The 24743-nt window shown below is 67.1% G+C and carries 19 protein-coding genes and 6 pseudogenes; 19 read left to right on the forward strand and 6 right to left on the reverse strand.

The genetic code is table 11. The features are described from left to right. Positions 1-328 precede the first annotated feature (328 nt). Both rho and prfA read left to right on the forward strand, forming a co-directional pair. Positions 329-1518: pseudogene (gene rho / locus KIV56_RS20610) on the forward strand (transcription termination factor Rho); the annotation flags it as partial. Then, positions 1518-2599: pseudogene (gene prfA / locus KIV56_RS15880) on the forward strand (peptide chain release factor 1). The pseudogenes rho and prfA, both read left to right, overlap by 1 nt. 151 nt (positions 2600-2750) lie before the next feature. On the opposite strand, the gene epsC reads toward prfA, so the two are convergent. Both epsC and cysK read right to left on the reverse strand, forming a co-directional pair. Then, positions 2751-3368 carry a serine O-acetyltransferase EpsC gene (gene epsC / locus KIV56_RS15885; protein WP_322140389.1) on the reverse strand — a complete coding sequence of 206 codons (618 nt, stop codon included), beginning with the start codon at positions 3366-3368 and terminating at the stop codon, positions 2751-2753. Between the two features lie 6 nt (positions 3369-3374). Beyond that, complete coding sequence (gene cysK / locus KIV56_RS15890) at positions 3375-4313, reverse strand: cysteine synthase A (RefSeq protein ID WP_281534202.1); 939 nt, start codon at positions 4311-4313, stop codon at positions 3375-3377. Positions 4314-4557: 244 nt separating this feature from the next. Here cysK and prmC point away from each other — a divergent pair, with 244 nt between their 5' ends. From prmC to KIV56_RS15960, 14 genes and pseudogenes are all read left to right on the forward strand, one after another. Further along, positions 4558-5412, forward strand: coding sequence for a peptide chain release factor N(5)-glutamine methyltransferase (gene prmC / locus KIV56_RS15895; RefSeq protein ID WP_281536189.1), 855 nt, complete (start codon positions 4558-4560; stop codon positions 5410-5412). A gap of 124 nt (positions 5413-5536) precedes the next feature. Further along, positions 5537-6286, forward strand: coding sequence for an L-threonylcarbamoyladenylate synthase (locus KIV56_RS15900; RefSeq protein ID WP_281534203.1), 750 nt, complete (start codon positions 5537-5539; stop codon positions 6284-6286). Positions 6287-6288: 2 nt separating this feature from the next. After that, positions 6289-7513: pseudogene (locus KIV56_RS15905) on the forward strand (MraY family glycosyltransferase). Then, entirely contained in the window at positions 7510-7986 is a 477-nt protein-coding gene (locus KIV56_RS15910; protein WP_281534204.1) for a hypothetical protein, read from the forward strand. Before KIV56_RS15905 ends, KIV56_RS15910 begins: the two are co-directional and overlap by 4 nt. A 175-nt stretch (positions 7987-8161) precedes the next feature. Then, positions 8162-8950, forward strand: a complete 789-nt coding sequence (atpB, locus tag KIV56_RS15915) for a F0F1 ATP synthase subunit A (RefSeq protein ID WP_416347720.1) — start codon at positions 8162-8164, stop codon at positions 8948-8950. Between the two features lie 48 nt (positions 8951-8998). After that, positions 8999-9236: pseudogene (gene atpE / locus KIV56_RS15920) on the forward strand (ATP synthase F0 subunit C). A 33-nt stretch (positions 9237-9269) separates the two neighbouring features. Then, the gene (locus tag KIV56_RS15925) at positions 9270-9818 is read left to right on the forward strand and encodes a F0F1 ATP synthase subunit B (protein ID WP_281536190.1); all 549 of its coding nucleotides are present in this window, start codon (positions 9270-9272) and stop codon (positions 9816-9818) included. After that, positions 9818-10616, forward strand: a pseudogene (locus KIV56_RS15930) (F0F1 ATP synthase subunit delta). Before KIV56_RS15925 ends, KIV56_RS15930 begins: the two are co-directional and overlap by 1 nt. Positions 10617-10702: 86 nt before the next feature. Continuing rightward, entirely contained in the window at positions 10703-12340 is a 1638-nt protein-coding gene (gene atpA, locus KIV56_RS15935) for a F0F1 ATP synthase subunit alpha (RefSeq protein WP_281536191.1), read from the forward strand. A 51-nt stretch (positions 12341-12391) separates the two neighbouring features. Next, entirely contained in the window at positions 12392-13294 is a 903-nt protein-coding gene (locus tag KIV56_RS15940; RefSeq protein ID WP_281534206.1) for a F0F1 ATP synthase subunit gamma, read from the forward strand. Positions 13295-13312: 18 nt separating this feature from the next. Beyond that, positions 13313-14778: pseudogene (gene atpD, locus KIV56_RS15945) on the forward strand (F0F1 ATP synthase subunit beta). A gap of 2 nt (positions 14779-14780) precedes the next feature. After that, a complete protein-coding gene (locus KIV56_RS15950; protein WP_281534207.1) occupies positions 14781-15047 on the forward strand; it encodes a F0F1 ATP synthase subunit epsilon in 267 nt (88 codons plus the stop codon). A gap of 17 nt (positions 15048-15064) precedes the next feature. After that, a complete protein-coding gene (locus KIV56_RS15955) occupies positions 15065-15835 on the forward strand; it encodes a YaaA family protein (RefSeq protein WP_281534208.1) in 771 nt (256 codons plus the stop codon). 47 nt (positions 15836-15882) lie between these two features. Further along, positions 15883-16863 carry a malate dehydrogenase gene (locus KIV56_RS15960; RefSeq protein ID WP_281534209.1) on the forward strand — a complete coding sequence of 327 codons (981 nt, stop codon included), beginning with the start codon at positions 15883-15885 and terminating at the stop codon, positions 16861-16863. Between the two features lie 243 nt (positions 16864-17106). Here the strand turns inward: KIV56_RS15960 and KIV56_RS15965 are convergent, their stop codons facing one another. The 4 genes from KIV56_RS15965 to KIV56_RS15980 all read right to left on the reverse strand — a co-directional run bounded on the left by KIV56_RS15965 (position 17107) and on the right by KIV56_RS15980 (position 20220). After that, positions 17107-17685 (reverse strand): DNA-3-methyladenine glycosylase I, encoded by a 579-nt coding sequence (locus KIV56_RS15965; protein WP_281536192.1) that lies wholly within the window; start codon positions 17683-17685, stop codon positions 17107-17109. Between the two features lie 38 nt (positions 17686-17723). Beyond that, positions 17724-18224, reverse strand: a complete 501-nt coding sequence (locus KIV56_RS15970) for a methylated-DNA--[protein]-cysteine S-methyltransferase (RefSeq protein WP_281534210.1) — start codon at positions 18222-18224, stop codon at positions 17724-17726. Positions 18225-18445: 221 nt separating this feature from the next. Then, positions 18446-19534, reverse strand: a complete 1089-nt coding sequence (locus KIV56_RS15975) for a medium chain dehydrogenase/reductase family protein (protein ID WP_281534211.1) — start codon at positions 19532-19534, stop codon at positions 18446-18448. A 125-nt stretch (positions 19535-19659) separates the two neighbouring features. After that, positions 19660-20220 (reverse strand): TetR/AcrR family transcriptional regulator, encoded by a 561-nt coding sequence (locus tag KIV56_RS15980; protein WP_281534212.1) that lies wholly within the window; start codon positions 20218-20220, stop codon positions 19660-19662. A gap of 123 nt (positions 20221-20343) precedes the next feature. On the opposite strand from KIV56_RS15980, the gene KIV56_RS15985 reads away from it, so the two are divergent. The 3 genes from KIV56_RS15985 to KIV56_RS15995 are packed head-to-tail and all read left to right on the forward strand — an operon-like array spanning position 20344 to position 24739. Beyond that, positions 20344-21009: a TetR/AcrR family transcriptional regulator gene (locus tag KIV56_RS15985; RefSeq protein ID WP_281534213.1), complete on the forward strand. Its 666-nt coding sequence runs from the start codon at positions 20344-20346 to the stop codon at positions 21007-21009. A gap of 8 nt (positions 21010-21017) precedes the next feature. Continuing rightward, positions 21018-22751, forward strand: a complete 1734-nt coding sequence (locus KIV56_RS15990) for an ABC transporter ATP-binding protein (RefSeq protein WP_281534214.1) — start codon at positions 21018-21020, stop codon at positions 22749-22751. Next, on the forward strand, positions 22748-24739 hold the full coding sequence (locus KIV56_RS15995) for an ABC transporter ATP-binding protein (RefSeq protein ID WP_432432565.1): 1992 nt from the start codon (positions 22748-22750) through the stop codon (positions 24737-24739). Before KIV56_RS15990 ends, KIV56_RS15995 begins: the two co-directional genes overlap by 4 nt. Positions 24740-24743 lie beyond the last annotated feature (4 nt).

Consider the following 24743-nt stretch of genomic DNA (forward strand, 5'->3'; position numbering starts at 1 on the left):
CGGCCGCCAGTCGAACCGCAACCAGAACCAGCAGAACCAGAACCAGCAGAACCAGAACGCCGAGCGCGGCCAGGACAACCAGGACCGTCAGGCACAGCAGGACCGGAACCAGCAGGACCGGAACAACCAGTCCCAGCAGGACCGCAACCAGCAGGACCGACAGTCCCAGCAGGAACGCAACCAGGAGCGCAACCAGGACCGTCAGGCCCAGCAGCAGGAGCGCGGCCAGCAGGACCGCAACCAGCAGGACCGTGGCCAGGACGACGACCTGAACAGCCGCAGCAACCGCAACCGGTTCCGTGACCGCAAGCGTCGCGGCGTCACCGCCGGCGACGACTTCGAGCCGGAACTGAACGACGACGATGTGCTGATCCCCGTCGCCGGCATCCTCGACGTCCTCGACAACTACGCGTTCGTACGCACCTCCGGCTACCTGCCCGGTGCGAGCGACGTGTACGTCTCTCCCTCGGCCAGGTCAAGAAGTACAACCTGCGAAAGGGTGACGCCGTCGTCGGCTCCATCCGCCAGCCGCACGAGGGCGACCAGAACGGCCGCCAGAAGTACAACGCGATCGTCAAGGTCGACTCGATCAACGGCCTGTCCGTCGAAGAAGCCGCCAACCGCGTCGAGTTCCAGAAGCTCACGCCGCTCTACCCGCAGGAGCGCCTCCGCCTCGAGACCGAGCCAGGCAAGCTCACCCAGCGCATCATCGACCTCGTCGCCCCGATCGGGAAGGGCCAGCGCGGCCTCATCGTCGCGCCGCCCAAGGCCGGCAAGACCATCGTCATGCAGCAGATCGCGAACGCCATCGCCACCAACAACCCCGAGGTCCACCTCATGGTCGTGCTGGTCGACGAGCGGCCGGAAGAGGTCACCGACATGCAGCGCACGGTCAAGGGTGAGGTCATCGCCTCCACCTTCGACCGCCCCGCAGAGGACCACACCACGGTCGCCGAGCTCGCCATCGAGCGCGCCAAGCGTCTCGTGGAACTCGGACACGACGTCGTCGTGCTCCTCGACTCCATCACGCGACTCGGCCGGGCGTACAACCTGACCGCGCCGCCGTCCGGCCGGATCCTCTCCGGCGGAGTCGACGCATCCGCCCTGTACCCGCCCAAGCGCTTCTTCGGCGCCGCGCGCAACATCGAGAACGGTGGCTCGCTCACTATCCTCGCGTCCGCGCTCGTAGAGACCGGTTCCAAGATGGACGAGGTCATCTTCGAGGAGTTCAAGGGCACCGGCAACATGGAACTGCGCCTCTCGCGCCAGCTCGCCGACAAGCGGATCTTCCCCGCGGTCGATGTCAACGCATCGGGCACCCGTCGCGAAGAAATGCTGATGAGCTCGGACGAGGTCAAGGTCACCTGGAAGCTGCGTCGTGCTCTTGCCGGACTCGACCAGCAGCAGGCACTCGAGGTCGTCCTCGGCCGTCTCAAGGAGACGTCCTCCAACGTGGAGTTCCTCATGCAGGTTCAGAAGTCGATGCCGTCCCTGAACGGGTCAGACAAGGACAAATAATGTTCGAGTCTGTTCTGACTCTGCAAGCCGAATTCGACGAGCTGCAGTCTGAACTGGCCGACCCGGAGCCTGCACTCCAACCCGGCCCGTTCGAAGAAGGTCAACCGGCGCTACGCCGAGCTGAGTCGCATCATCGCGGCCTGGAACGAGTGGAAAGAGATCGGCGAGAACCTCGACGCCGCCCGGGAGCTCGCGGAGGAGGACTCGTCCTTCGCCGAGGAGATCCCCGGGCTCGAGGTTCAGGCTCGAGAACACCTCCGCGAAGCTGCGCCGCTTGCTCATCCCACGCGATGAGCTCGACGCGCGCGACGTGATCATGGAGATCAAGATGGGGGAGGGCGGTGCGGAATCCGCACTGTTCGCCGCCGACCTGCTCCGGATGTACCTGCACTACGCCGAGTCGAAAAAGTGGAAAACCGAGATCATCGAGCAGACCACAAGCGACCTCGGCGGCATCAAGGACATCCAGCTCGCGATCAAGAGCAACACGAACGACCCCGCCGAGGGCGTCTGGGCGCACCTCAAGTACGAGGGCGGCGTGCACCGCGTCCAGCGCGTGCCCGCGACCGAGTCGCAGGGACGCATCCACACCTCTGCGGCGGGCGTGCTCGTCTTCCCAGAGGTCGATGAGCCGGAAGAGGTCGAGATCAACCACAACGACCTCAAGATCGACGTCTACCGCTCGAGCGGCCCCGGCGGCCAGTCCGTCAACACGACCGACTCCGCGGTGCGCATCACCCACCTTCCGACCGGAATCGTGGTCGCGATGCAGAACGAGAAGAGCCAGCTGCAGAACAAGGAAGCGGGAATGCGCGTGTTGCGCGCCCGCGTCCTCGCCCGGCAGCAGGAAGAGATCGACGCGGCCGCGTCCCTGGTCCGCAAGGGCCAGATCCGCACGATGGACCGGTCAGAGCGCATCCGCACGTACAACTTCCCGGAGAACCGCATCGCCGACCACCGCACCGGCTACAAGGCGTACAACCTCGACACCGTGATGAACGGAGCGCTCGACGCCGTCATCGAGTCGTGCATCCTCGCCGACGAGGCCACCCGCCTCGCAGAAATCGGAGACCACGACTAACGGGTTTCACGCCCGAGCATCGCAAAGAATGCCCAGAACCGCCGGTCGAACGGCGATTCTGGGCATTTTTTGGTGACTCTGGGCTGCGGCTGCGGCTGCGGCTGCGGCTGCGGCAGCGGCTGCGGCTGCGGCAGCGGATGCCGCGGGCCGGCTAGTCCTCGTCCGAGACCGGCAGGCCGCGCGCGCCCTCGATGGTCTGCGCGCGCACCGGCTGGATCGTCGCCGGGATGCCGAGCAGCAGCGACTTCGGCGGGGCGTCCCTCGTGACGACGGCGTTCGCGCCGATCGTGCTCCAGGCGCCGATCGTGATCGGGCCGAGCACCTTCGCGCCCGCGCCGATCGTGACGCCGTCGCCGAGGGTGGGATGCCGCTTCTCACCGCGGACGACGCCGTGCCGGGTCTTCCCGCCGAGGGTGACGCCGTGATACAGCATCACATCGTCGCCCACATCGGCAGTCTCCCCGATCACGACGCCCATGCCGTGGTCGATGAACAACCGGCGCCCGATCCGGGCGCCGGGGTGGATCTCGATCCCGGTGAGGAACCGGGTGAACTGGGAGACCAGCCGGGCGGGCAGGTACAACCCGGCCACCCACATCCGGTGGGCGATGCGGTACGACCACACGGCGTGCAACCCGCTGTACGCGAGGAAGACCTCGACGTTGCTGCGGGCTGCGGGGTCGTGGGCGCGCGCCATCGCCATGTCCTCACGGATGCGTGAAATGACTCCCATGTCGGTTTTCAGTTGTTCCCGTTCTCGTTGATGCAGCAGGTCTTAGTCGAGCAGGTCCTCGTACAGCACGGTGGAGATGTAACGCTCTCCGAAGCTCGGGAGGATGGCGACGATGGTCTTGCCGGCGTTCTCCGGCTTCTTCGCCTGTTCGATGGCCGCCCAGACGGCGGAGCCGCCCGAGATGCCGGACAGGATTCCCTCGTCGGTCGCAAGTGCGCGAGCGGTGGTGAGGGAATCGGCGAGGGTGACATCGGTCACCTCATCGTAGAGGTCGGTGTCGAGAACGGACGGGATGAAGTTCGCGCCGATGCCCTGGATCTTGTGCGGACCCGGCTTGCCGCCGGTGAGGATCGGGGAGTCGATCGGCTCGACGCCGACGATGTGCACGGAGGGCTTGCGCTCCTTGAGCAGCTTGCCCGCGCCCGTGATGGTGCCGCCGGTGCCGATGCCCGCGACGAAGATGTCGACGGCGCCTTCGGTGTCGTCCCAGATCTCGACGCCGGTCGTGGCGAAGTGGATCGCCGGGTTGGCAGGGTTGTCGAACTGGCGGGCGAGAATCGCACCGGGGGTCTTCGCGACGATCTCTTCGGCCGTCTCGACGGCGCCGCGCATGCCGGCGGCCCCCGGGGTCAGCACGATCTCGGCACCGTATGCACGAAGCAGGACGCGGCGTTCTTTGCTCATGGTCTCCGGCATCGCCAGGATGACCTTATAACCGCGGGCGGCTCCGACGAGCGCGAGCGCAATTCCGGTGTTGCCGCTCGTGCCCTCGACGATGGTGCCGCCGGGCAGGAGTTCACCGGACGCCTCGGCGGCGTCGACGATCGCGATGCCGATGCGGTCCTTGACGCTCGCGGACGGGTTGTAGAACTCGAGCTTGACGAGAACGGTCGCGTCGAGGCCGGCCGTCAGGCGGTTGAGCTTGACCAGCGGCGTCCCTCCAACTGCCTTGGTGATGTCGGAGTAGATGCGTGCGGTCATCGCAGTGCCTTTCGGTCGGGTCATCGGGTCATTCGGGCCGGCACCCCGTGTATTGGGATCAGGAACCTCGCCCAGCATACGACTCCGGCATTGGGCGTGAGCCTTTCATTGCGTTACATTCCAAAGTGTGACAACTGAAGACGACGACCATTCCATTCCCGGCACTTTTCCGGGTTCCGTTCCCGGCGCCCCCGTCCCCGGCCCTGTAGTCCCCGGGGGCACCCTCGCCGGCACCGTCGACAGCATCCGTGCCCGCGCGATCGATATCCTCGCTGCAGCCGGCATCCAGGACTCCGCCGTCGACGCCGACCTCCTGATCGGGCACGTGCTCGGCCGGAGCCGCGGCGAGGTCCAGGCGGCGGCGATCCTCCGCACCGTCGTCACAGAGGCGGATGCCGCCGCGATCGACGTCCTCGTCTCTCGCCGGGCACTGCGCGAACCCCTGCAGCACATCACCGGGCACGCGCCGTTCCGGTCGATCGAACTCCTCGTCGGCCCCGGCGTTTTCGTGCCCCGCCCCGAGACCGAGCAGGTCGCCCAGTTCGCGATCGACGCCCTCCGTTCCATGCCGGACCCGGAGCCGATCGGCGTCGACCTCGGCACCGGCAGCGGCGCGATCGCGCTCTCCCTCGCCGTCGAGGTGCCGAACGCGCGGATCTGGGCCGTCGAGAACTCGCCGGAGGCCTTCGCCTGGACGACCCGCAACTTCGAAGCGGTCAACGCGGCCAACGCGACGCTCGTCTTCGGCGACCTCGCGGAGACCGGCATCCTCGCCGAACTCGACGGCACGGTCGCCGTCCTGATCTCGAACCCTCCCTATATACCAATGGATGCCGTGCCGCGCGACCCCGAGGTCCGTCTCTTCGATCCGGCACACGCCCTCTTCGGCGGGGTCGACGGCCTCGACGTCGTCCAACACGTCTCGCAGACGGCCCTGCGCCTGCTGCGTCCGGGCGGAGTGCTCGTGATCGAGCACGGCGAACTGCAGGGCGGAGACATCCGTGCCCTGCTCGACGGCGATGGCTGGCGCGCGACAGCGACCCACCGCGACTACACCACCCGCGACCGGGCGACCACAGCCATCCGCCCCACCCCCTGACCCCTGCGCTGAGGTGTCGCATATCGAGGTTCCCGCGCCGTGCGAACCTCGATCTGCGACACCTCAGCCAGGGCGGGACTCGCTCCCAGCCTCGGGAAACACCCCTGCACTAGAATTGGGCGCAATGACACGCATCTACGACTGCACGGTTGTCTCGGACTACGCAACCGGCATGAGACTGGCACGCTCGGCGATCGCTCGCGGCGCGCTCGTCGTCATCCCCACCGACACCGTCTACGGCCTTGCCGCCGACGCGTTCAGCCCGGAGGCGGTCCAACGCCTGCTCGACGCGAAGGGCCGCGGCCGGCAGTCCCCGCCTCCCGTGCTCATCCCGGGCATCGGCACCCTCGACGCGCTCGCGGTCGATATCCCAGAGCCCGTGCGCGCGCTCGTCGCGGAGTTCTGGCCAGGTGGGCTCACCGTTGTGCTCAACGCCCAGCCCTCCCTGGTCTGGGACCTCGGCGACACCCGCGGCACCGTCGCCCTGCGGATGCCGAGCAACCCGATCGCCCTCGACCTGCTCGCCGACACCGGCCCCCTCGCCGTCTCGAGCGCGAACACGAGCGGCCTGCCGTCAGCGGTCGACGCGGCGACCGCAGAAGAGATGCTCGGCGAGAGCGTCGAGGTCTACCTCGACGGGGGAGCGGCCGGCACCGGCTACGAACCGATCGGCGACCGGGCGGGCGACACCTCCTCGACGATCATCGACGCGACCGGCTTCGACAGCAACGGCGGCAAGCTCGTGATCGTGCGCAACGGCGTGATCTCCCGAGAGGCCCTCGCGGCCGTCATCGGCGACGCACTCGCGCCGGAGGGCTTCGTCGCCCCCGTCGCCCCGGTCGCCGCGACTCCCGAAGCGGATGTCGCGGGCTAGACATGACCGTATTCATCCTGCTGGCCATCGTCTCGGCCGTTGTCACGGCGATCCTCTCCTGGGTCGTGCTCAAGGTCAGCCACCGCTACAAGATCTATCCGAAGATCCGCCTGCGGGACGTGCACACCCGGCCCACCCCCCGCCTCGGCGGGGTCGCCATCTTCTTCGGCGTGATCGCCGCCTTCTGGGGTCGCGTACCTCATCTCGGCCCAGTTCGCGCCGCTCCGGCTGGTCTTCTCCGACCCGGAGCAGATCCTCGCCATCCTCGGTGCCGCCCTGATGATCGTGCTTCTCGGCGTCGCAGACGACCTCTGGGACCTCGACTGGATGACCAAGCTCGCCGGCCAGTTCATCGCCGCCGGCCTCGTCGCCTGGCAGGGCGTCCAGGTGCTCTCGCTCCCGATCGGCGGACTCACCGTCGGATCCTCGTGGATGTCGATCCTGATCACCGTCTTCGTGATCGTGCTCGTGATGAACATGATCAACTTCATCGACGGCCTCGACGGCCTGGTCGCCGGAGTCGCCCTCATCGCCAACGGCGTCTTCTTCATCTACAGCTACCTGCTTGTGCGGGACACCTCCCCGAGCAACTACTTCAACCTCGCCTCGGTGATCGCCGCGATCCTCGTGGGGGCCTGCATCGGCTTCCTGCCGCTCAACTGGCGCCCCGCCAAGATCTTCATGGGCGACTCCGGCTCCATGCTCGTCGGCCTCCTGATGGCGACCTCGGCGATCGCGATCACCGGCCAGGTCGACCCGACCGCGGTGAACCGGTCCCAACTCTTTCCCGCCTTCATCCCGATCCTGCTGCCCTTCGCGATCCTGATCATCCCGCTGCTCGACTTCGCACTCGCCGTGTTCCGGCGGGTGCGGGCCGGCAAGTCCCCGTTCAGCGCCGACCGGAAGCACCTGCACCACCGGCTGCTCGACATGGGACACTCGCACCTCCACGCCGTGCTGATCTTCTACGGGTGGACGGCTGCCGTGGCCATCGGCTGCCTGCTCTACTTCGTGTTGCCCGTCTACTTCGGCGTGCAGACCTGGTGGGCGACGCTCTTCCTGGTCTTCGCCCTGCTCGTCTGCACGATCGTGACCCTCGCACCGCTGAGCCGATCCAAGAGGGCCGAAGCGGCCACCCAGCTCGCCCAACCAGCCACCCTTCCCCACGACATCGTGAAGCTCGATCGCCTCGACGAGGCATCGACGCAAGCCGAGGAGCACGTATGAGCGCCACCCAGCCAGCCGGATCTCTGCAGCCGACATCGAACCGGGTGTTCCGCAGCATCCTCCTCTACGGCGGCTATCTTGCCGGGGGCATCGCCGTGGTCGGGATGATCGCCGGCGGGCTCGCAGCGGGCGGCATCGGGGTGCTGAGCGCACTGATCGGCACCGGGATGGCGCTCGTGTTCATGGGGATCACGGCAGGCAGCATCCTGATCGCCAACCGCTTCGCCGGAACGGCCGCGGCCGTCGGCGCCTTCTTCGGGATCGTGCTGGGCGGCTGGCTGCTGAAGTTCGTGGTGTTCCTCGTGCTCGTCGTGCTGCTCAAGGGGCAGCCCTGGGTGCAGCCGGTCGTGCTGTTCCTGAGCATCATCGCCGGCGTGATCGGCTCCCTGATCGTCGACGTTGTGGTCATCCGCAAGAGCCGTGTTCCGTATGTGAGCGATCTTCCCCGCTCCTGGGACCCGGAAAAGCGATGAACATTCACCCGCAGGATTCGGCCCGAGGTGGGTTTCTTGGTAAGGTAATGACCGGTTCGCCCCGCAGCGCTGCTTTTGTCGTGCTCGACGTTCCGACCCACTTTTCGTCTTCGCGAGAGCAGAGCTCCCCGCCCCGAACCAGGAGAAAGCGCTGCTAGAAACCGCCGTAAACCTGATGCTCCCGATGGCTACCGGCGACGGTACCTTCCAAGGTCCATCCATCAATGAGTTCTTCCCCGAGGCCGTCTTCTTCGTAGGGACGCCGTTCGAGATCAACCGGATCATGCTCATCCGCTTCATTGCGATGGCCGCCCTGATCCTGCTCTTCTGGATCGGAACGCGCCGCATGAAGGTCGTACCGACCCGGCTGCAGAGTCTCGTGGAGATGGGCCTCGACTTCGCCAGGGTCAACATCGCGGAAAGCATCCTCGGCAAGAAGGAGGGCAAGCGTTTCCTGCCCCTCCTCACGACGATCTTCTTCCTCGTGCTGTTCATGAACCTCACCGGACCGATCCCGTTCCTCAACATCGCGGGCACCTCGGTGATCGGCGTGCCGCTGCTCCTCGCGGTCATCTCCTACTGCACCTTCATCTACGCCGGCCTCAAGAAGAACCCGGGCAACTTCGTCCGCAACTCCCTCTTCCCGCCCGGCGTGCCGAAGGCGCTCTACATCATCGTGACGCCGATCGAGTTCATCTCGACCTTCCTCGTCCGCCCGGTCACATTAACCCTGCGACTGCTGATGAACATGATCGTCGGCCACCTGCTGCTGGTGCTGTTCTTCACGGCGACCCAGTTCTTCTTCTTCACGGCCGACGGAGCCTTCAAGCTCTTCGGTGCAGGCACCCTGGTCTTCGGACTCGCGTTCACCCTCTTCGAGGTGCTGATCGCCGTGCTCCAGGCCTACATTTTCGCCCTGCTCACCGCTGTTTACATCCAGCTCGCGGTGGCTGAAGAACACTAACCTCGAACCCGGCACTCGCCGTATTCGTCACAACGGAAGGAAACAAACGTGGACGCAACTACCGTTCTCGCGGCAATCTCAGGAAACATCGCCACTGTCGGTTACGGCCTCGCCGCAATCGGCCCGGCAATCGGCGTGGGTATCGTCGTCGGCAAGACCATCGAGGGTGTTGCTCGTCAGCCCGAACTGGCCGGCCAGGCTCCAGGTCCTGATGTACATCGGCATCGCCTTCACCGAGGCGCTCGCCTTCATCGGTATCGCAACGTACTTCATCTTCACGTCCTAATCGTCCTCTTTTTCACCTAGATATGGAGGCATGATGCTTCACGCAGTAATTGCAGCCGCCGCGGAAGAGGCGCACAACCCGCTCCTTCCCGCATGGCCGGACATCATTTGGTCCGCGGTGTGCTTTGTCGTGATTCTGTTCTTCTTCTGGAAGCTCATCCTTCCGAGGATGCAGAAGATGCTCGACGACCGTGCTGAGGCCATCGAGGGCAACATCGCCAAGGCGGACGACGCCCAGCGCAAGGCGGAAGCCGCACTCGAGCAGTACACGGCCCAGCTCGCCGACGCCCGTGCGGAAGCCGGCAAGATCCGCGAGGTCGCCCGCGCGGACGGCCAGAAGATCATCGCGGAGCTCAAGGAGCAGGCCGGCGCTGAGGCGGCCCGCATCACCGCGAGCGCCAAGGCCCAGATCGAAGCGGAACGCCAGGCGGCAGTCCTGTCGCTTCGCGCCGAAGTCGGCACCCTCGCCATCGACCTCGCGTCCGGAGTCATCGGCGAAAGCCTGACGGACGACGCGAAGGCGAGTGCCATCGTCGACCGGTTCCTGGCCGACCTTGAGGCCTCGGAGAAAGCAGCTAAGTAATGGGAAGCGCCACCAGGGAAGCTTTGGCCTCATCGAGGGCGGTACTCGCCGCCCACGGCCGCACGACCGATCTCGCAACGGGCGATGGCCTGCTCGACTCCGGCCGTGTCATCGGTGATTCGGCGCAGGCTCCTGTCTGCCCTGGTCGACCCCGCAGCGGATGCCGCGGCGAAGGCGGCACTGGTCGCCGCGATCTTCTCGGCGAAACTGACCCCCACGGCACTGGACCTGCTCCAGTCGGTCGCGGCCGCGCGCTGGTCGAGTCATTCCGACCTGCTCGCCGGCATCGAAGAACTGGGGCTGCGGGCCGTTGCGGCCTCTGCCCCGGTAGCGGGTGCAGTGGAAGCGGAACTGTTCGAATTCGGAACGGCCGTCGCATCCAACGGTGAACTCGAACTGGCACTGGCCTCGAAGCTCGGCGCGCTCAGCGCCAAGGTCGGGCTGGTCGATTCGCTGCTCACCGGCAAGGTCTCGGAACAGACCCTCGTGATCGTGCGTCACCTCGTGCAGCAGCCCCGCGGCCGTCGCATCGGTGCGCTCCTCCGTTTCGCTGCGACAATCGTCGCAGACGAGGCCGGCACGGCGATTGCGACCGTCTCGACGGCCGAGCTGCTGAGTGCCGCACAGCTGGAGCGCTTGCGCGCCAGCCTCACGGCCCGATATGGACGCACGCTCACGATCAACCAGGTCGTGGACCGCGCGATCGTCGGCGGTGTCCGCGTGCAGATCGGTGACGACGTCATCGACGGCACCATCGCCACCCGCCTCAAGGATTTGCGACTCCAGCTTGCCGGCTGACCACAGGTCAGCCGGAACAGAAAACCACGAGCGGCAACGCTTCGTTCGAGACAGAACCTGTACACCCGTACGGGAAAGGGAAGATGATGGCAGAACTAACGATCAGCCCCGATGAGATCCGCGATGCTCTCCAGGACTTCGTCAAGTCCTACGAGCCGAGCAAGACCGCGACCGCTGAGGTGGGCTACGTCACGACGGCCGGCGACGGTATCGCACACGTCGAGGGCCTGCCCAGCGTGATGGCCAACGAGCTCATCAAGTTCGCCGACGGCACCCTGGGCCTCGCCCAGAACCTCGACGAAGACGAGATCGGTGTTGTCGTGCTCGGCGAGTTCGCCGGCATCGTCGAGGGCATGGAGGTGCACCGCACCGGAGAGGTGCTCTCCGTCCCCGTCGGCGACGGCTACCTCGGTCGCGTCGTCGACCCGCTCGGCGCCCCGATCGACGGCCTCGGCCCGATCGAGAGCGAAGGGCGTCGTGCCCTCGAACTGCAGGCGCCCGGTGTCATGGATCGCAAGTCCGTGCACGAGCCCATGCAGACCGGCATCAAGGCCATCGACGCGATGATCCCGATCGGTCGCGGCCAGCGTCAGCTCATCATCGGTGACCGCCAGACCGGCAAGACCGCGATCGCGATCGACACCATCATCAACCAGAAGGCCAACTGGGCCTCCGGAGACGTGAACAAGCAGGTTCGCTGCATCTACGTCGCCATCGGCCAGAAGGGCTCCACGATCGCCGCCGTCAAGGGCGCGCTCGAGGACGCCGGCGTGATGGAGTACACAACCATCGTCGCCTCCCCGGCCTCCGACCCGGCCGGCTTCAAGTACCTCGCCCCGTACACCGGTTCGGCCATCGGCCAGCACTGGATGTACGCGGGCAAGCACGTCCTGATCATCTTCGACGACCTGTCCAAGCAGGCGGAGGCCTACCGCGCCGTCTCCCTGCTGCTGCGTCGCCCGCCGGGACGCGAAGCGTACCCCGGAGACGTGTTCTACCTGCACTCCCGTCTGCTCGAGCGTTGCGCCAAGCTGTCCGACGCCCTCGGCGCGGGATCGATGACCGGCCTTCCGATCATCGAGACCAAGGCGAACGACGTCTCTGCGTACATCCCGACCAACGTGATCTCGATCACCGACGGCCAGATCTTCCTGCAGTCCGACCTCTTCAACGCCAACCAGCGTCCCGCGGTCGACGTGGGAATCTCGGTCTCGCGTGTCGGTGGTGACGCCCAGGTGAAATCCATCAAGAAGGTCTCCGGAACGCTGAAGCTCGAACTGGCGCAGTACCGCTCGCTCGAGGCCTTCGCGATGTTCGCCTCCGACCTGGATGCCGCCAGCCGTCGCCAGCTCGCCAGAGGCGCCCGCCTGACCGAGCTGCTCAAGCAGCCGCAGTACTCGCCGTACCCGGTCGAGGACCAGGTCGTCTCGATCTGGGCCGGCACCAACGGCAAGTTCGACGAGGTCCCCGTCGAGGACGTGCTGCGCTTCGAGCGTGGCCTTCTCGATCACCTCGGCCGCAACACCGAGGTCCTCAAGACGCTGCGCGACACGAACGTGCTGAGCGACGAGACCGTCGAAATCCTCGAGCGTGAGGTCGACGTCTTCAAACGCGAATTTCACACCGGTGAAGGCAAGCCGCTTGCCTCCGTCGGCAAGGAACAGTTCGAAGCGATCACCGCCGACGACGTGAACCAGGAAAAGATTGTCAAGCACCGCCGCTGACCAGCGGGCCTCGACAACCACGATTCACTGAGAAGGAAGCACAGGAGCCACATGGGAGCGCAACTTCGGGTCTACCGGCAGAAGATCAAGTCTGCCCAGACGATGAAGAAGATCACTCGGGCCATGGAGTTGATTTCGGCCTCGCGCATTCAGAAGGCGAGGGCGAGGGTTTCGGCCTCGACTCCGTACTCGCAGTCGATCACCCGGGCGGTCTCGGCCGTCGCGACGTATTCCAACGTCGCGCACGTCCTGACGACCGAACCGGAGAAGGTCGAACGTGCCGCGGTCGTCATCTTCACGTCGGACCGAGGCCTCGCCGGGGCGTTCAGCTCCCAGGTACTGAGAGAAGCGGAGTCGCTCAGCGAACTGCTGCGCAGCCAGGGCAAGGACGTCGTCTACTTCCTCGTCGGACGCAAGGCAGTGGCCTACTTCGGCTTCCGCAGGCGCGCCTCCGAGCGGGTCTGGACCGGCGGAACCGATCAGCCTCAGCTGGAAATCGCCCAGGACATCAGCGAGTCATTGCTGGAGACCTTCCTGCGCGACGCCGAAGACGGTGGCGTCGACGAGATCCACGTCGTGTACAACCGCTTCGTGAGCATGGTCACCCAGGTTCCCCAGGTCGTTCGACTGCTCCCGCTCGAGGTCGTCGAGGGAGTGGAAGAGCCCGACGACGGTCAGGTCCTGCCGCTGTACGAGTTCGAGCCGGACGTCGAGACCGTTCTCGACGCCCTGCTGCCGGTGTACATCGAGAGTCGTGTGTTCAACGCGATGCTCCAGTCGGCCGCCGCAGAGCACGCCGCACGCCAGAAGGCGATGCAGTCGGCCGCCGACAACGCCGACAAGCTGATCACGACCTTCACCCGGCTGTCCAACAACGCCAGGCAGACCGAGATCACCTCGCAGATTTCCGAGATCGTGGGTGGGGCCGATGCGCTCTCATCCGCCAAGAACTAAACCAGAGAAGAGAGAGCAATGACTGACATCGCAACCGCGCCAGTCCACGCGCCGGTCGAGACCGTTGCCGTCGGCCGGATCGCCCGCGTCACGGGCCCGGTCGTCGACATCGAGTTCGCGCACGACTCGATCCCGGGCATGTACAACGCGCTGAAGACGACCATCGTCATCGGTGACGTCTCCACCGAGATCACCCTCGAGGTCGCACTGCACCTCGGGGACGACCTGATCCGCGCGATCGCGCTGAACCCGACCGACGGCCTCGTCCGCGGCCAGGAGGTCCGGGACACCGGAGCTCCCATCATGGTTCCCGTCGGCGAGGTCACCAAGGGCCGCGTCTTCAACGCCATCGGTGAGGTGCTCAACGCCGAGCCCGGCGAGAAGATCGAAATCACGGAGCGCTGGCCCATCCACCGCAAGCCGCCGCCCTTCGACCAGCTCGAGGCCAAGACCCAGCTGTTCGAGACCGGCATCAAGGTCATCGACCTGCTCACGCCGTACGTCCTCGGCGGCAAGATCGGTCTCTTCGGTGGAGCCGGAGTCGGCAAGACGGTCCTGATCCAGGAGATGATCCAGCGCGTCGCGCAGGACCACGGTGGAGTGTCGGTGTTCGCCGGAGTCGGCGAGCGCACCCGTGAGGGCAACGACCTCATCAAAGGAAATGGAAGAGGCGGGAGTCTTCGACAAGACCGCCCTCGTGTTCGGCCAGATGGACGAGCCGCCGGGAACGCGTCTTCGCGTCGCCCTCTCCGCGCTGACCATGGCCGAGTACTTCCGCGACGTCGCCAAGCAGGACGTGTTGCTCTTCATCGACAACATCTTCCGCTTCCACCCAGGCCGGTTCCGAGGTGTCGACCCTTCTGGGCCGCATGCCGAGCGCCGTGGGTTACCAGCCGACCCTCGCCGACGAGATGGGCATCCTCCAGGAGCGCATCACCTCGACCCGTGGCCACTCGATCACGTCGCTGCAGGCCATCTACGTGCCCGCTGACGACTACACCGACCCGGCACCGGCGACGACCTTCGCCCACCTCGACGCCACGACTGAGCTGTCCCGCGAGATCGCGTCGAAGGGCCTCTACCCGGCCGTCGACCCGCTCACCTCGACCAGCCGTATCCTCGACCCCCGCTACCTGGGCGCCGACCACTACAACACGGCCGTCCGCGTCAAGGCGATCCTCCAGAAGAACAAGGAACTCCAGGAGATCATCGCGATCCTCGGTGTTGACGAACTCTCCGAGGAAGACAAGGTCACCGTTTCACGGGCCCGTCGCATCCAGCAGTTCCTCTCCCAGAACACCTACATGGCGAAGAAGTTCACCGGTGTCGAGGGCTCGACGGTATCGCTCAAGGACACCATCGAATCCTTCACGGCCATCGCCAACGGTGACTTCGACCACGTTGCCGAGCAGGCATTCTTCAACGTCGGCGGCATCTCCGACGTCGAAGAGAAGTGGGCGAAAATCCAGAAGGAGAACGACTAGCCATGGCAGGGGCTCCGCTCACCGTCAGCGTCGTCTCGGCGGACCAGGAAGTCTGGGCCGGTGAGGCGACCATGGTCGTCGCACGCACCGTCGAAGGACAGATCGGCATCCTGCCGGGCCACGAGCCGTTGCTCGCCATTCTGGCGAGCGGTGAGGTGCGCCTGACCCTGCCCGGTGGCGAGAAGATCGTCGCCCAGGCCGAGGACGGCTTCCTGTCTGTCGCCAACAACCAGGTCACGATCGTCGCTCGCAAAGCGGGGCTCGTCTAGCCTTGTCGATCTAGCCCATGCTGCTCCTGCTGCCGCCCTCCGAGACGAAACGCACAGGCGGTACCGGCGAACCGCTCGATCTGAACCACCTCAGGTACCCGTCGCTGAACTCTCAGCGGCGGGTACTCGTGCGTGAGCTGCGCTCACTCGCCCGGCACCCAGAAGCCATGATGGCTGCGCTGAAGCTCGGCCGCACCCAGGCCGGTGAGGTCACCCACAACCGGGCGCTCACGACCGCGCCGACGATGGCCGCGCTCGACAGGTACACCGGCGTGCTCTACGACGCCCTCGACGCCCCGACGTTGACCCTCGCCGACCGCGACTGGGCCGCAGGGCACCTGCTCGTCCACTCCGCCCTGTTCGGGCCGATCGGTGCACTCGATCCGATTCCGGCCTACCGGCTGTCGACGACGAGCCGGCTGCCCGGGCTCGTGCTGAAACAGCACTGGGGACCGCGAATCGCCGCGCTGCTCGCCCGGGAGACCGGCCTCGTGCTCGACCTCCGGTCAGCCGGATACGTCGCCCTCGGCGCCGCACCCGTCCGGGCCGGCTCCGTCGTGCTCCGCGTCGTGACGGAAACGCCGGACGGGCAGGTGCGCGCCCTCAACCACTTCAACAAGACTGCGAAGGGCCGGTTCACCCGCGCCCTGATCCGGAGCGCCCCCGAGCTCGCGACCGTCGACGACCTGCTGGCCTGGGCTCCCGGCGCCGGCTTCACCGTGCGCGCGGCGGGGCCCGCCGCACTCGAGCTCCTGGACGACGCGCCGCTCGTCAGCGCCCTCGCCTGACGAACCCCGGCGCCCGGCCGTATGCTGGCAGCGTGTCAACTCCAACGATGAATGTCACCGTAACCGGCGCAGGCGGCCAGATCGGCTACGCGCTGCTCTTCCGCATCGCTTCCGGCCAGATGTTCGGCCCGACGACCCCGGTCAACCTCCGGCTCCTCGAAATCCCGGCCGGGCTCGCCGCCGCGGCAGGAACAGCCCTCGAACTCGAGGACTGCGCCTTCCCGCTGTTGCGGGACGTGATGGTGACGGATGACCCCACACGCGCCTTCGACGGGGTGAACGTCGCCCTTCTCGTGGGCTCCCGGCCGCGCGGCATCGGCGAGGAACGCGTCGCGCTGCTCGAGGGGAACGGCCGCATCTTCGGGCCGCACGGCACCGCCATCAACGCCGGCGCGGCATCCGACGTGCGCGTGCTCGTCGTGGGCAACCCGGCCAACACGAACGCGCTCGTCGCCGCCGCGTTCGCCCCGGACATCCCGGCCGAGCGCTTCACCGCGCTGACCCGGCTCGACCACAACCGCGGCGTCGCCCAGCTCGCCGTGCACCTCGGGGTGCACGTCTCCGAGATCGACGGCCTCGCCATCTGGGGCAACCACTCCGCGACGCAGTATCCGGACGTCTTCCACGCGACGGCCGCCGGGCGACCGGTTCGCGAACTCGTCGATGAGGACTGGCTCGCCGGAACCTTCATCCCGCGGGTCGAGAAGCGCGGCTACGAGATCATCACCGCGCGCGGTGCCTCCTCTGCCGGGTCGGCGGCCGAGGCGACGATCGACCACGTCTACGACTGGGTGCACGGCACCGGAGAGCGGTGGACCTCCGCCGCAATCGTCTCCGACGGCTCATACGGAGTCCCGGAGGGCCTCGTCTGCTCCTTCCCGGTGCGGTCGGTCGAGGGCCAGTGGCAGGTCGTGCAGGGCCTCGAACTGAACGCCTTCTCCCGCGCCCGCATCGACGCATCCGTGGCCGAACTCATCGAGGAACGCGACCACGTGCGCGCCCTCGGCCTCCTCCCCACCGCCCGCTGAACCGCCGCCGCCCCGCCGCCCCCTCGTCGACGTCGCGCGCCCCTTGCGCCGCTGCGCGCCAGTCTGTCGGGGTCGCGCGCCCCTTGCGCCGCTTCGCGCCAGGCACGCTTGGCGCGAAGCGGCGCTTCTGGCGCGTGGGCGGGTGAGTAAGCGCGGCTCGGCAGGGGATGCGGTGGCGCGGCTACGCAGCCCGGGGCCCGGCGCCCCGCGGCGGCCGGCGGACGCGACGCCCAGGGCGCTGGCTCAGGAGGCGCGGTGGCAGCCGACGATATGGTCGTCGACGAGACCGGCGGACTGCATGAGCGCGTACATCGTCGTCGGGCCGACGAAACGGAAGCCGCGGGTGCGGAGTTCGTTGCTGAGCGCCGTCGACTCCGGGGTGATCGCCGGCACGTCGCCGAGTTCCCGCGGCCGGGCAGCACGCGCGGGAGGTGCGAAGCTCCAGATCAGCTCGCTGAGGCTCTCGCCGAGACCCTGAGTGACCCGGGCATTGCCAATCGCGGCCTCGATCTTGCCGCGGTGCCGGATGATGGCGGCGTCGCCGAGGAGCCGCTCGACGTCGGATTCGGTCATGGCCGCGACCCGGTCGACGTCGAAACCGTGGAACGCCTCCCGGAAGGCCGGCCGGCGACGGAGGATCGTGATCCAGGAGAGCCCGGCCTGGAATCCCTCGAGGCAGAGCTTCTCGAAGAGCCGTTCGTCGTCGCGGAGGGGGCGACCCCACTCCTCGTCATGGTACCGGCGGTACTCCGGGTCGCCGTTGGCCCACGCGCAGCGAACGATGCCGTCCTCGCCCGTGCGAAAGGCGAGCGGTGCCGCCACAGCGGCTACCACAGCACCGGTTGCGGGCACCGGGTCCGTCACGAGCGGTACTCGATGCCCTCGTGCGCGAGCAGCCACTCCTTGGTGGGGATACCACTGCCACCGCTGTAGCCGGTGATGCGGCCGTTGCTCGCAAGCACGCGGTGGCAGCCGATCAGGATCGGCAACGGGTTCGCGCCGACGGCCCCACCGATCGCGCGCCCGGAACCCGGCCGGTCGATGGAGAGGCCGAGTTCGCCGTAGCTCGTGACCGTGCCGTAGTCGAGCTCGTCGAGGCGGGCCCAGACCGCGCGCTGGAATGCGGTGCCGCCCGCGAGGTGCAGCGGAACGTCGAATCGGGAGCGGGTGCCGGCGAAGTACTCGGTGAGCTGTTTCGCTGCCTCCTCGAGAACGGGGGAGGGGTGCTCCGGCTGGTCTTCGAGCGGCAGGTGCCCCTCGCGCTCGATTGAGAGCGTGAGGACGCCGACGTCGTCGCCGGTGAGTTCCAGCCGGCCGATGGGGCTGGGGAGACGGATCAAGGCGGTCGGGATGCTGTCCATGGTTCGACTGTAGTCGGGGGCCGCGCGTGCCTCTGGCGGGTTTCGGACCTGGGGAAAACCCGGCGTGAGCCGCGCCTGGTGGGGAGGCGCCGCATCCGTGCCCGGCCCGTCAAGCCCTACGAAACGCAGGAGAATCGGGCCGCTGAGGCTGTGGTGGCCTCAACGGCCCGGATGTCCTGCGTTTCGAAGTGGGAACAGAGCGGGCGGGCGGATACCGCGCCTCAGGGGAGCAGGACCACCTTGCCGAGCACGGTGCGCGACTCGGCGAGGCGCATCGCCTCCGCGGCCTCCATGAGGGGGAACCGTGCGGCGATCTGCGGGGTCACGATCCTGCGTTCGACAAGGTCGAGGACCGCGGTGAGGTCCTCCCTGTGGTGCCTGCGGAAGGCGGCCGGCATGATCCGGCGCCCGGCCCAGAAATCGTAGAACAGGGCTCGCTGGCCGTTGGGCAGGGTGTTCCAGAGGGTGAGCCGGGCGAGCAGCCCGATGAAGAGCGGCAGGAGCGACCCGGTGTCCTTGAGGGCAGAGGCTATGCCGTACGACACCAGGGTGCCGCCGCGGGCGAGCAGGCTCTTCGAGAGTCGTGCGCTCGCGAGGCCGAGGTGGTCGAAGGCGGCGTCGACGCCGCCGGGGGCGAGTTCGCGGACGCGGGCAGCGAGGTTCGGGTCGGTGTAGTCGACCGGCTCGACCCCGAGGTCACGGAGGGCGTCGTGGTGCCGGGGAGCTGCCGTGCCGATCACCCGGATTCCCGAGTGGATGGCGAGCTGCACGAGGATCGTGCCGACCCCGCCACTCGCACCGTGCACGAGGATGGTCTGGCCGCCCCTCACGCGTGCTTTCCGGTGCAGCATCTGCCAGGCGGTGATCCCGTTGACGATGACGGACTCGACCAGTGCTGCATCGAGCAGGGCGGGCACGGGCACGAGGTCTGCGGCGGGCACGAGCGCGTCGCTCGCCCAACCACCGGTCTTGGTCGCGGCGGCGACACGACGCCCGACGAGACCGGGATCCGTTCCTGGGCCGACCGCCTCGACGACACCGACGAGGTCGTAGCCGGGAACGAAGGGGAACTTCGGCTGGCCGGGGTAGCGTCCGCGGCGCATCGACTGTTCCGCGAACGAGATGCCGCTCGCCTCGACACGCACCCGCGCCTGGCCGCGGGACGGAGGCGGCAGCATCCGTCGCCGGATCTGGAAGCCGTCCGGTTCGACGATGCCGGGCAGCACGATCTCGGTCGTGAGGGTGGGCGACGAGTTCGGTGAAGCGGGGGCCGTCGCGGGTGTCATTTCAGGCCGGATGTTGTTCGTCATGGTGTTCTCCTGGTGTCGGCGTCGGTTGGGGAAACGGAGGTGGGTGACTGATCACTCACTGACTGCGAGAGTAAGAATGTGAGACGAATTCCGGGTCCGGCGGCCGCTTGCGGTGACGGGGCGGGTCAGGGGTGGCGGATGCCGGCCGTGAGCAGGCGCGCCCACTCGGCCGGCACCTCGTCGAGTCCGGTAGTGACGATGAGGTGGCAGAGCTGGCCGTAGGCGACGAAGCGCTGCACGGCCTCGTCCGTGGCTCCGGAGCTCGAGCGGACCATGGTCGTGATCGCCTCGATACCGCGCCGGAGCGCCGCACCGATCTCGGGAACGGTGGCTGCGGACTGTGCGTGCACCTGGAGCATCAGTAGCGACCGGTCGGCGATCAGATCGGCATACGCCCCGCCCATCGCGGAGAGGATGCCGTCGGGGCTCCGGTCGACGCTGGTCTCCGCTCCGCGGGAAAGGGCTGCCCCGGCGCGTTCGAAGCACTCGTCGAGTGCGGCGACGAAGAGCGCCTCCTTGTTCGGGAACAGCTTGGAGACGTAGGCGGGGGAGATGTGGGCGTGTTCGGCGATCGCCGCGATCGGTGTGCCGAGGTAGCCGGTCAGCGAGAACACCTGGATGGCGCTGTCGATCACGATCGATCGGCGAGCTTCGGCGGTGGACAGGCGAACGGCGGGGGCTGGCATGTGAGTGACTGTACACTCACTCATTCTGCACGCGCAAGCGAATCGTGAAAGCCGACGGCCGTTCACGAGAAATTCGCCGGGCATCCGCTTGTGAGTGAGCACTCACTCATCTATGCTGAGATCATGTCAGCCAAGCCGCCCCGTGCCAAGCCGCTGCCGGTCGAGGACCGGAGGGCGATGCTCATCGACGCGACCCTGCCGCTGCTGCTGGAGCACGGCAACGCCGTCACGACCCGGCAGATCGCCGACCGGGCGGGCATTGCGGAGGGCACCATCTTCCGTGCTTTCGATAGCAAGGACGACCTGATCGATGCGGTCGTCGCCCGGCAGGTCGACCCCGAGCCGTTCCGGCGTCGGCTGCGCGGCATCGACACCACCCTGCCCCTCGAGGAACGCATCACCGCGATCGTCGCCCTGATGCGGGACCGGTTCACGACCGTGTTCAGCCTGATGTCCGTGATCGGGCACCGCGGCCCACACCCCAGCGATGACTCCCGGCGGGAATTCGCCGAGATCATCGCGCGGATCCTCGCGCCGGACCTCGACCGGCTCACGGTGTCCGCCGAGCGTGCGGCCCAGGTCATCCGGATGCTGACCCTGGCCGCGTCGGTCCCTCACGTCCGCAACGGCCCCGATTTCGACGACGCCGAGATCGCCGCCCTGATCCTGCACGGGATCGACGGCATTCCCGCGCCCGGCTCGACCGCGCACGGCTCGTCACTCGTCGACACAACCCTCCCGGCGTCCGCGCCGGCCACAGACTCCACCCTTATCCCCGCTTTGCACTAGGAGACCCGATGCTCTGGAAATTACTCGTGAAGTACTTACGGCCATACTGGCGGCTGCTGACGGCGGTGGTGGTGTTCCAGCTCGCGCAGTCGATCGCTTCCCTGTACCTGCCGACGCTCAACGCCGACATCATCGACCAGGGCGTCGCCACCGGTGACACCGGCTACATCCTCCGCACCGGCGGCCTGATGCTGCTGATCACCCTGGCGCAGATCATCTGTTCGATCATCGCGGTCTACTTCGGCGCGAAGTCGGCCATGGCCCTGGGTCGAGACCTGCGCGGCGCGGTGTTCACCCGGGTCGGTGAGTTCTCCGAGCAGGAGGTGACCCGGTTCGGCGCCGCGTCGCTGATCACCCGCTCCACGAACGACGTGCAGCAGGTGCAGATGCTCGTGCTGATGACCTCGACCCTGATGGTCTCCGCCCCGATCCTCTCGATCGGCGGCGTGATCATGGCCATCCGCCAGGACGTGCAGTTGTCCTGGCTGATCGCCGTGAGCGTTCCGGTTCTCCTCATCGCCGTCGGGCTCATCATCGTCCGGATGATTCCCCTGTTCCGCACCATGCAGGTCAAGATCGACACCGTCAACCGGGTCCTCCGGGAACAGCTCACCGGCATCCGGGTGATTCGCGCCTTCGTGCGCGAAGACCGTGAGACGGCCCGGTTCGCCGTCGCCAACGAGGACGTCACCGACGTGGCACTCCGCGCCGGTCGCCTGATGGCGCTGATGTTCCCGATCGTGATGCTCGTGCTGAACGTGTCGAGCGTCGCCGTGATCTGGTTCGGCGCCTTCCGGATCCAGGACGGCTCGATGCAGGTCGGCACGCTGATCGCGTTCCTCAGCTACCTGATGCAGATCCTGATGGCCGTCATGATGGCGACCTTCATGGCCGTGATGATCCCGCGCGCGACCGTCTCCGCCGACCGCATCGGCGAGGTGCTCGCCACCCCGTCGAGCGTCGTCCCGCCGCTCAACCCGGTCAACGCGACCATCGGCCACGGAGTGCTCGAACTGCTCGACGTGGGCTTCGCCTACCCCGGCGCCGCGCAGCCCGTGCTCAGCAACGTGAGCTTCCTCGCCCGTTCCGGCGAGACGACCGCCATCATCGGCAGCACAGGCTCAGGAAAGACCACCCTGATCAACCTGATCCCGCGGCTCTTCGACGCGACGAGCGGCACGGTGCTCGTCGACGGCGTCGGCGTGCGCGAGCTCAATCCGGACCTGCTGTGGGGCCACATCGGCCTCGTGCCGCAGAAGCCCTACCTGTTCTCCGGCACCGTGCGCAGCAACCTGCTCTACGGCAAGCCCGACGCGACCGAAGCCGAACTCTGGCAGGCGCTCACGATCGCCCAGGCGAAGGACTTCGTCGAAGAAATGCCCGAGGGCCTCGACGCGCCCATCTCCCAGGGCGGCACCAACGTCTCCGGCGGACAGCGGCAACGGCTCGCGATCGCGCGGGCCCTGGTCAAGAGGCCGGAGATCTACATCTTCGATGACTCGTTCTCGGCGCTCGACCTCGCGACGGATGCCCGGCTCCGGGCGGCCCTCAAGGTCGGCACCGACGGGGCCACGATGATCATCGTCGCCCAGCGAGTGTCGACGATCATCGACGCCGACCAGATCCTCGTTCTCGAGGACGGCCGGATCGTCGGACGGGGCACCCACGCGGAGCTCCTCGACACCAACACGACCTACCAGGAAATCGTGTCTTCACAGCTCACAGCGGAGGAAGCAGCATGAGCGAGTCAACCGAACGTCCCGCGGCGGCAGTGCCGGCCCGCGGGCCAGGCGGCGGGCGCGGCCCCGGCGGCGGCCACGGCCCCATGGGCGGAATGAGCATGCCCGTTGAGAAGGCCATGAACTTCGGCCCCTCCGCGAAGCGCCTGATGGGCAAGCTCCGGCCGGAACGGCTCTGGCTCCTGGTCGTCGTCGTGCTCGCCGTCATCAGCGTGACCTTCTCCGTGATCGGCCCGCGCCTTCTCGGCCAGGGCACCAACCTGATCTTCGCCGGCATCGTCTCGAAGGCGCTCCCCGCCGGGGTCACCCAGGACCAGGTCATCGCCGGCCTCCGCGCCTCCGGCGACACCGGCAAGGCCGACCTGCTGAGCGGCATGACCCTGACCCCTGGTCTCGGTATCGACTTCGCCGCTCTCTCCACCGTGCTGCTCTGGGCGATGATCCTCTACGTGCTGTCCTCGGCGTTCAGCTGGATCCAGGCCTACGTGCTCAACGGCGTCGTGCAGCGCACGGTGTTCCGCCTCCGTGCCGAGATCGAAGCGAAGATCAACCGGCTCCCGCTCAAGTACTTCGACACCGTACAGCGCGGTGAACTGCTCAGCCGGGTGACCAACGACGTCGACAACGTCTCGCAGAGCCTGCAGCAGTCGATGAGCCAGATCGTCACGTCCCTGCTGACCGTGGTCGGCGTGATCGTGATGATGTTCCTGCTGTCACCGCTCCTGGCCCTGATCGCCCTCGTCACGATCCCGCTCACCCTCGTGACGACGATGCTGATCGCGAAGCGCTCCCAGAAGCTCTTCGTCGGCCAGTGGACCAACACCGGCGAGCTCAACGGCCAGATCGAGGAGACCTTCACCGGACACGCCCTCGTCAAGGTCTTCGGACGCCAGAAGGAGGTCGAGGAACGCTTCGCGGCCAAGAACGAGGAACTCTACGTCGCGAGCTTCGGCGCCCAGTTCATCAGCGGCCTGATCATGCCCTCGATGACGTTCATCGGCAACCTCGTCTACGTCGGCATCGCCGTCGTCGGTGGACTGCAGGTCGCCTCCGGCGCCATGCAGCTCGGTGACGTGCAGGCGTTCATCCAGTACTCCCGCCAGTTCACCCAGCCGCTCGCGCAACTCGGATCGATGGCCAACCTGCTGCAGTCCGGCGTCGCATCCGCTGAGCGCGTATTCAGCCTGCTCGACGCCGAAGAGCAGACCGCAGACCCCGAGCCCGCTGAGAGCCCGACGGACAACCACGGCCGGCTCACCGTCGAGGACGTCTCGTTCAGCTACTCGGCAGACCAGCCGCTCATCGAGCACATCAACCTCGTCGCGGAACCCGGCCAGACGGTCGCGATCGTCGGGCCGACCGGGGCGGGCAAGACGACCCTGGTCAACCTGATGATGCGCTTCTACGAGCTCGACTCCGGCCGGATCACCCTCGACGGAACCGACATCGCAAAGATGACCCGGGACGACCTGCGCGGCAGGATGGGCATGGTCCTGCAGGACACCTGGCTGTTCGGCGGCACGATCCGCGAGAACATCGCCTACGGCCGCCCCGAGGCGTCGGAGGAGGACATCCAGGCCGCCGCACGCGCCACCTACGTCGACCGGTTCGTGCACTCGCTGCCGGACGGCTATGACACGGTGCTCGACGACGAGGGCGGCAACGTCAGCGCCGGCGAGAAGCAGTTGCTGACGATCGCGCGGGCGTTCCTCGCGAAGCCGAGCGTGCTGATCCTCGACGAGGCGACGAGTTCCGTCGACACCCGCACCGAGGTGCTCGTGCAGAAGGCGATGAGCGCGCTCCGCGCCGATCGCACGAGCTTCGTCATCGCGCACCGGCTATCCACGATCCGCGACGCCGACCTCATCCTCGTGATGGAGTCCGGCCGGATCGTCGAACTGGGTACGCACGAGGAACTACTGCTCGCCGGGGGCGCGTACTTCGCCCTCTACAACTCGCAGTTCGCCGCTCCCGTCGCCGACGAGGTCTAGCAAG

This window comes from Cryobacterium breve, assembly GCF_027594785.1.
Classification (GTDB): Bacteria; Actinomycetota; Actinomycetes; order Actinomycetales; family Microbacteriaceae; genus Cryobacterium; species Cryobacterium breve_A.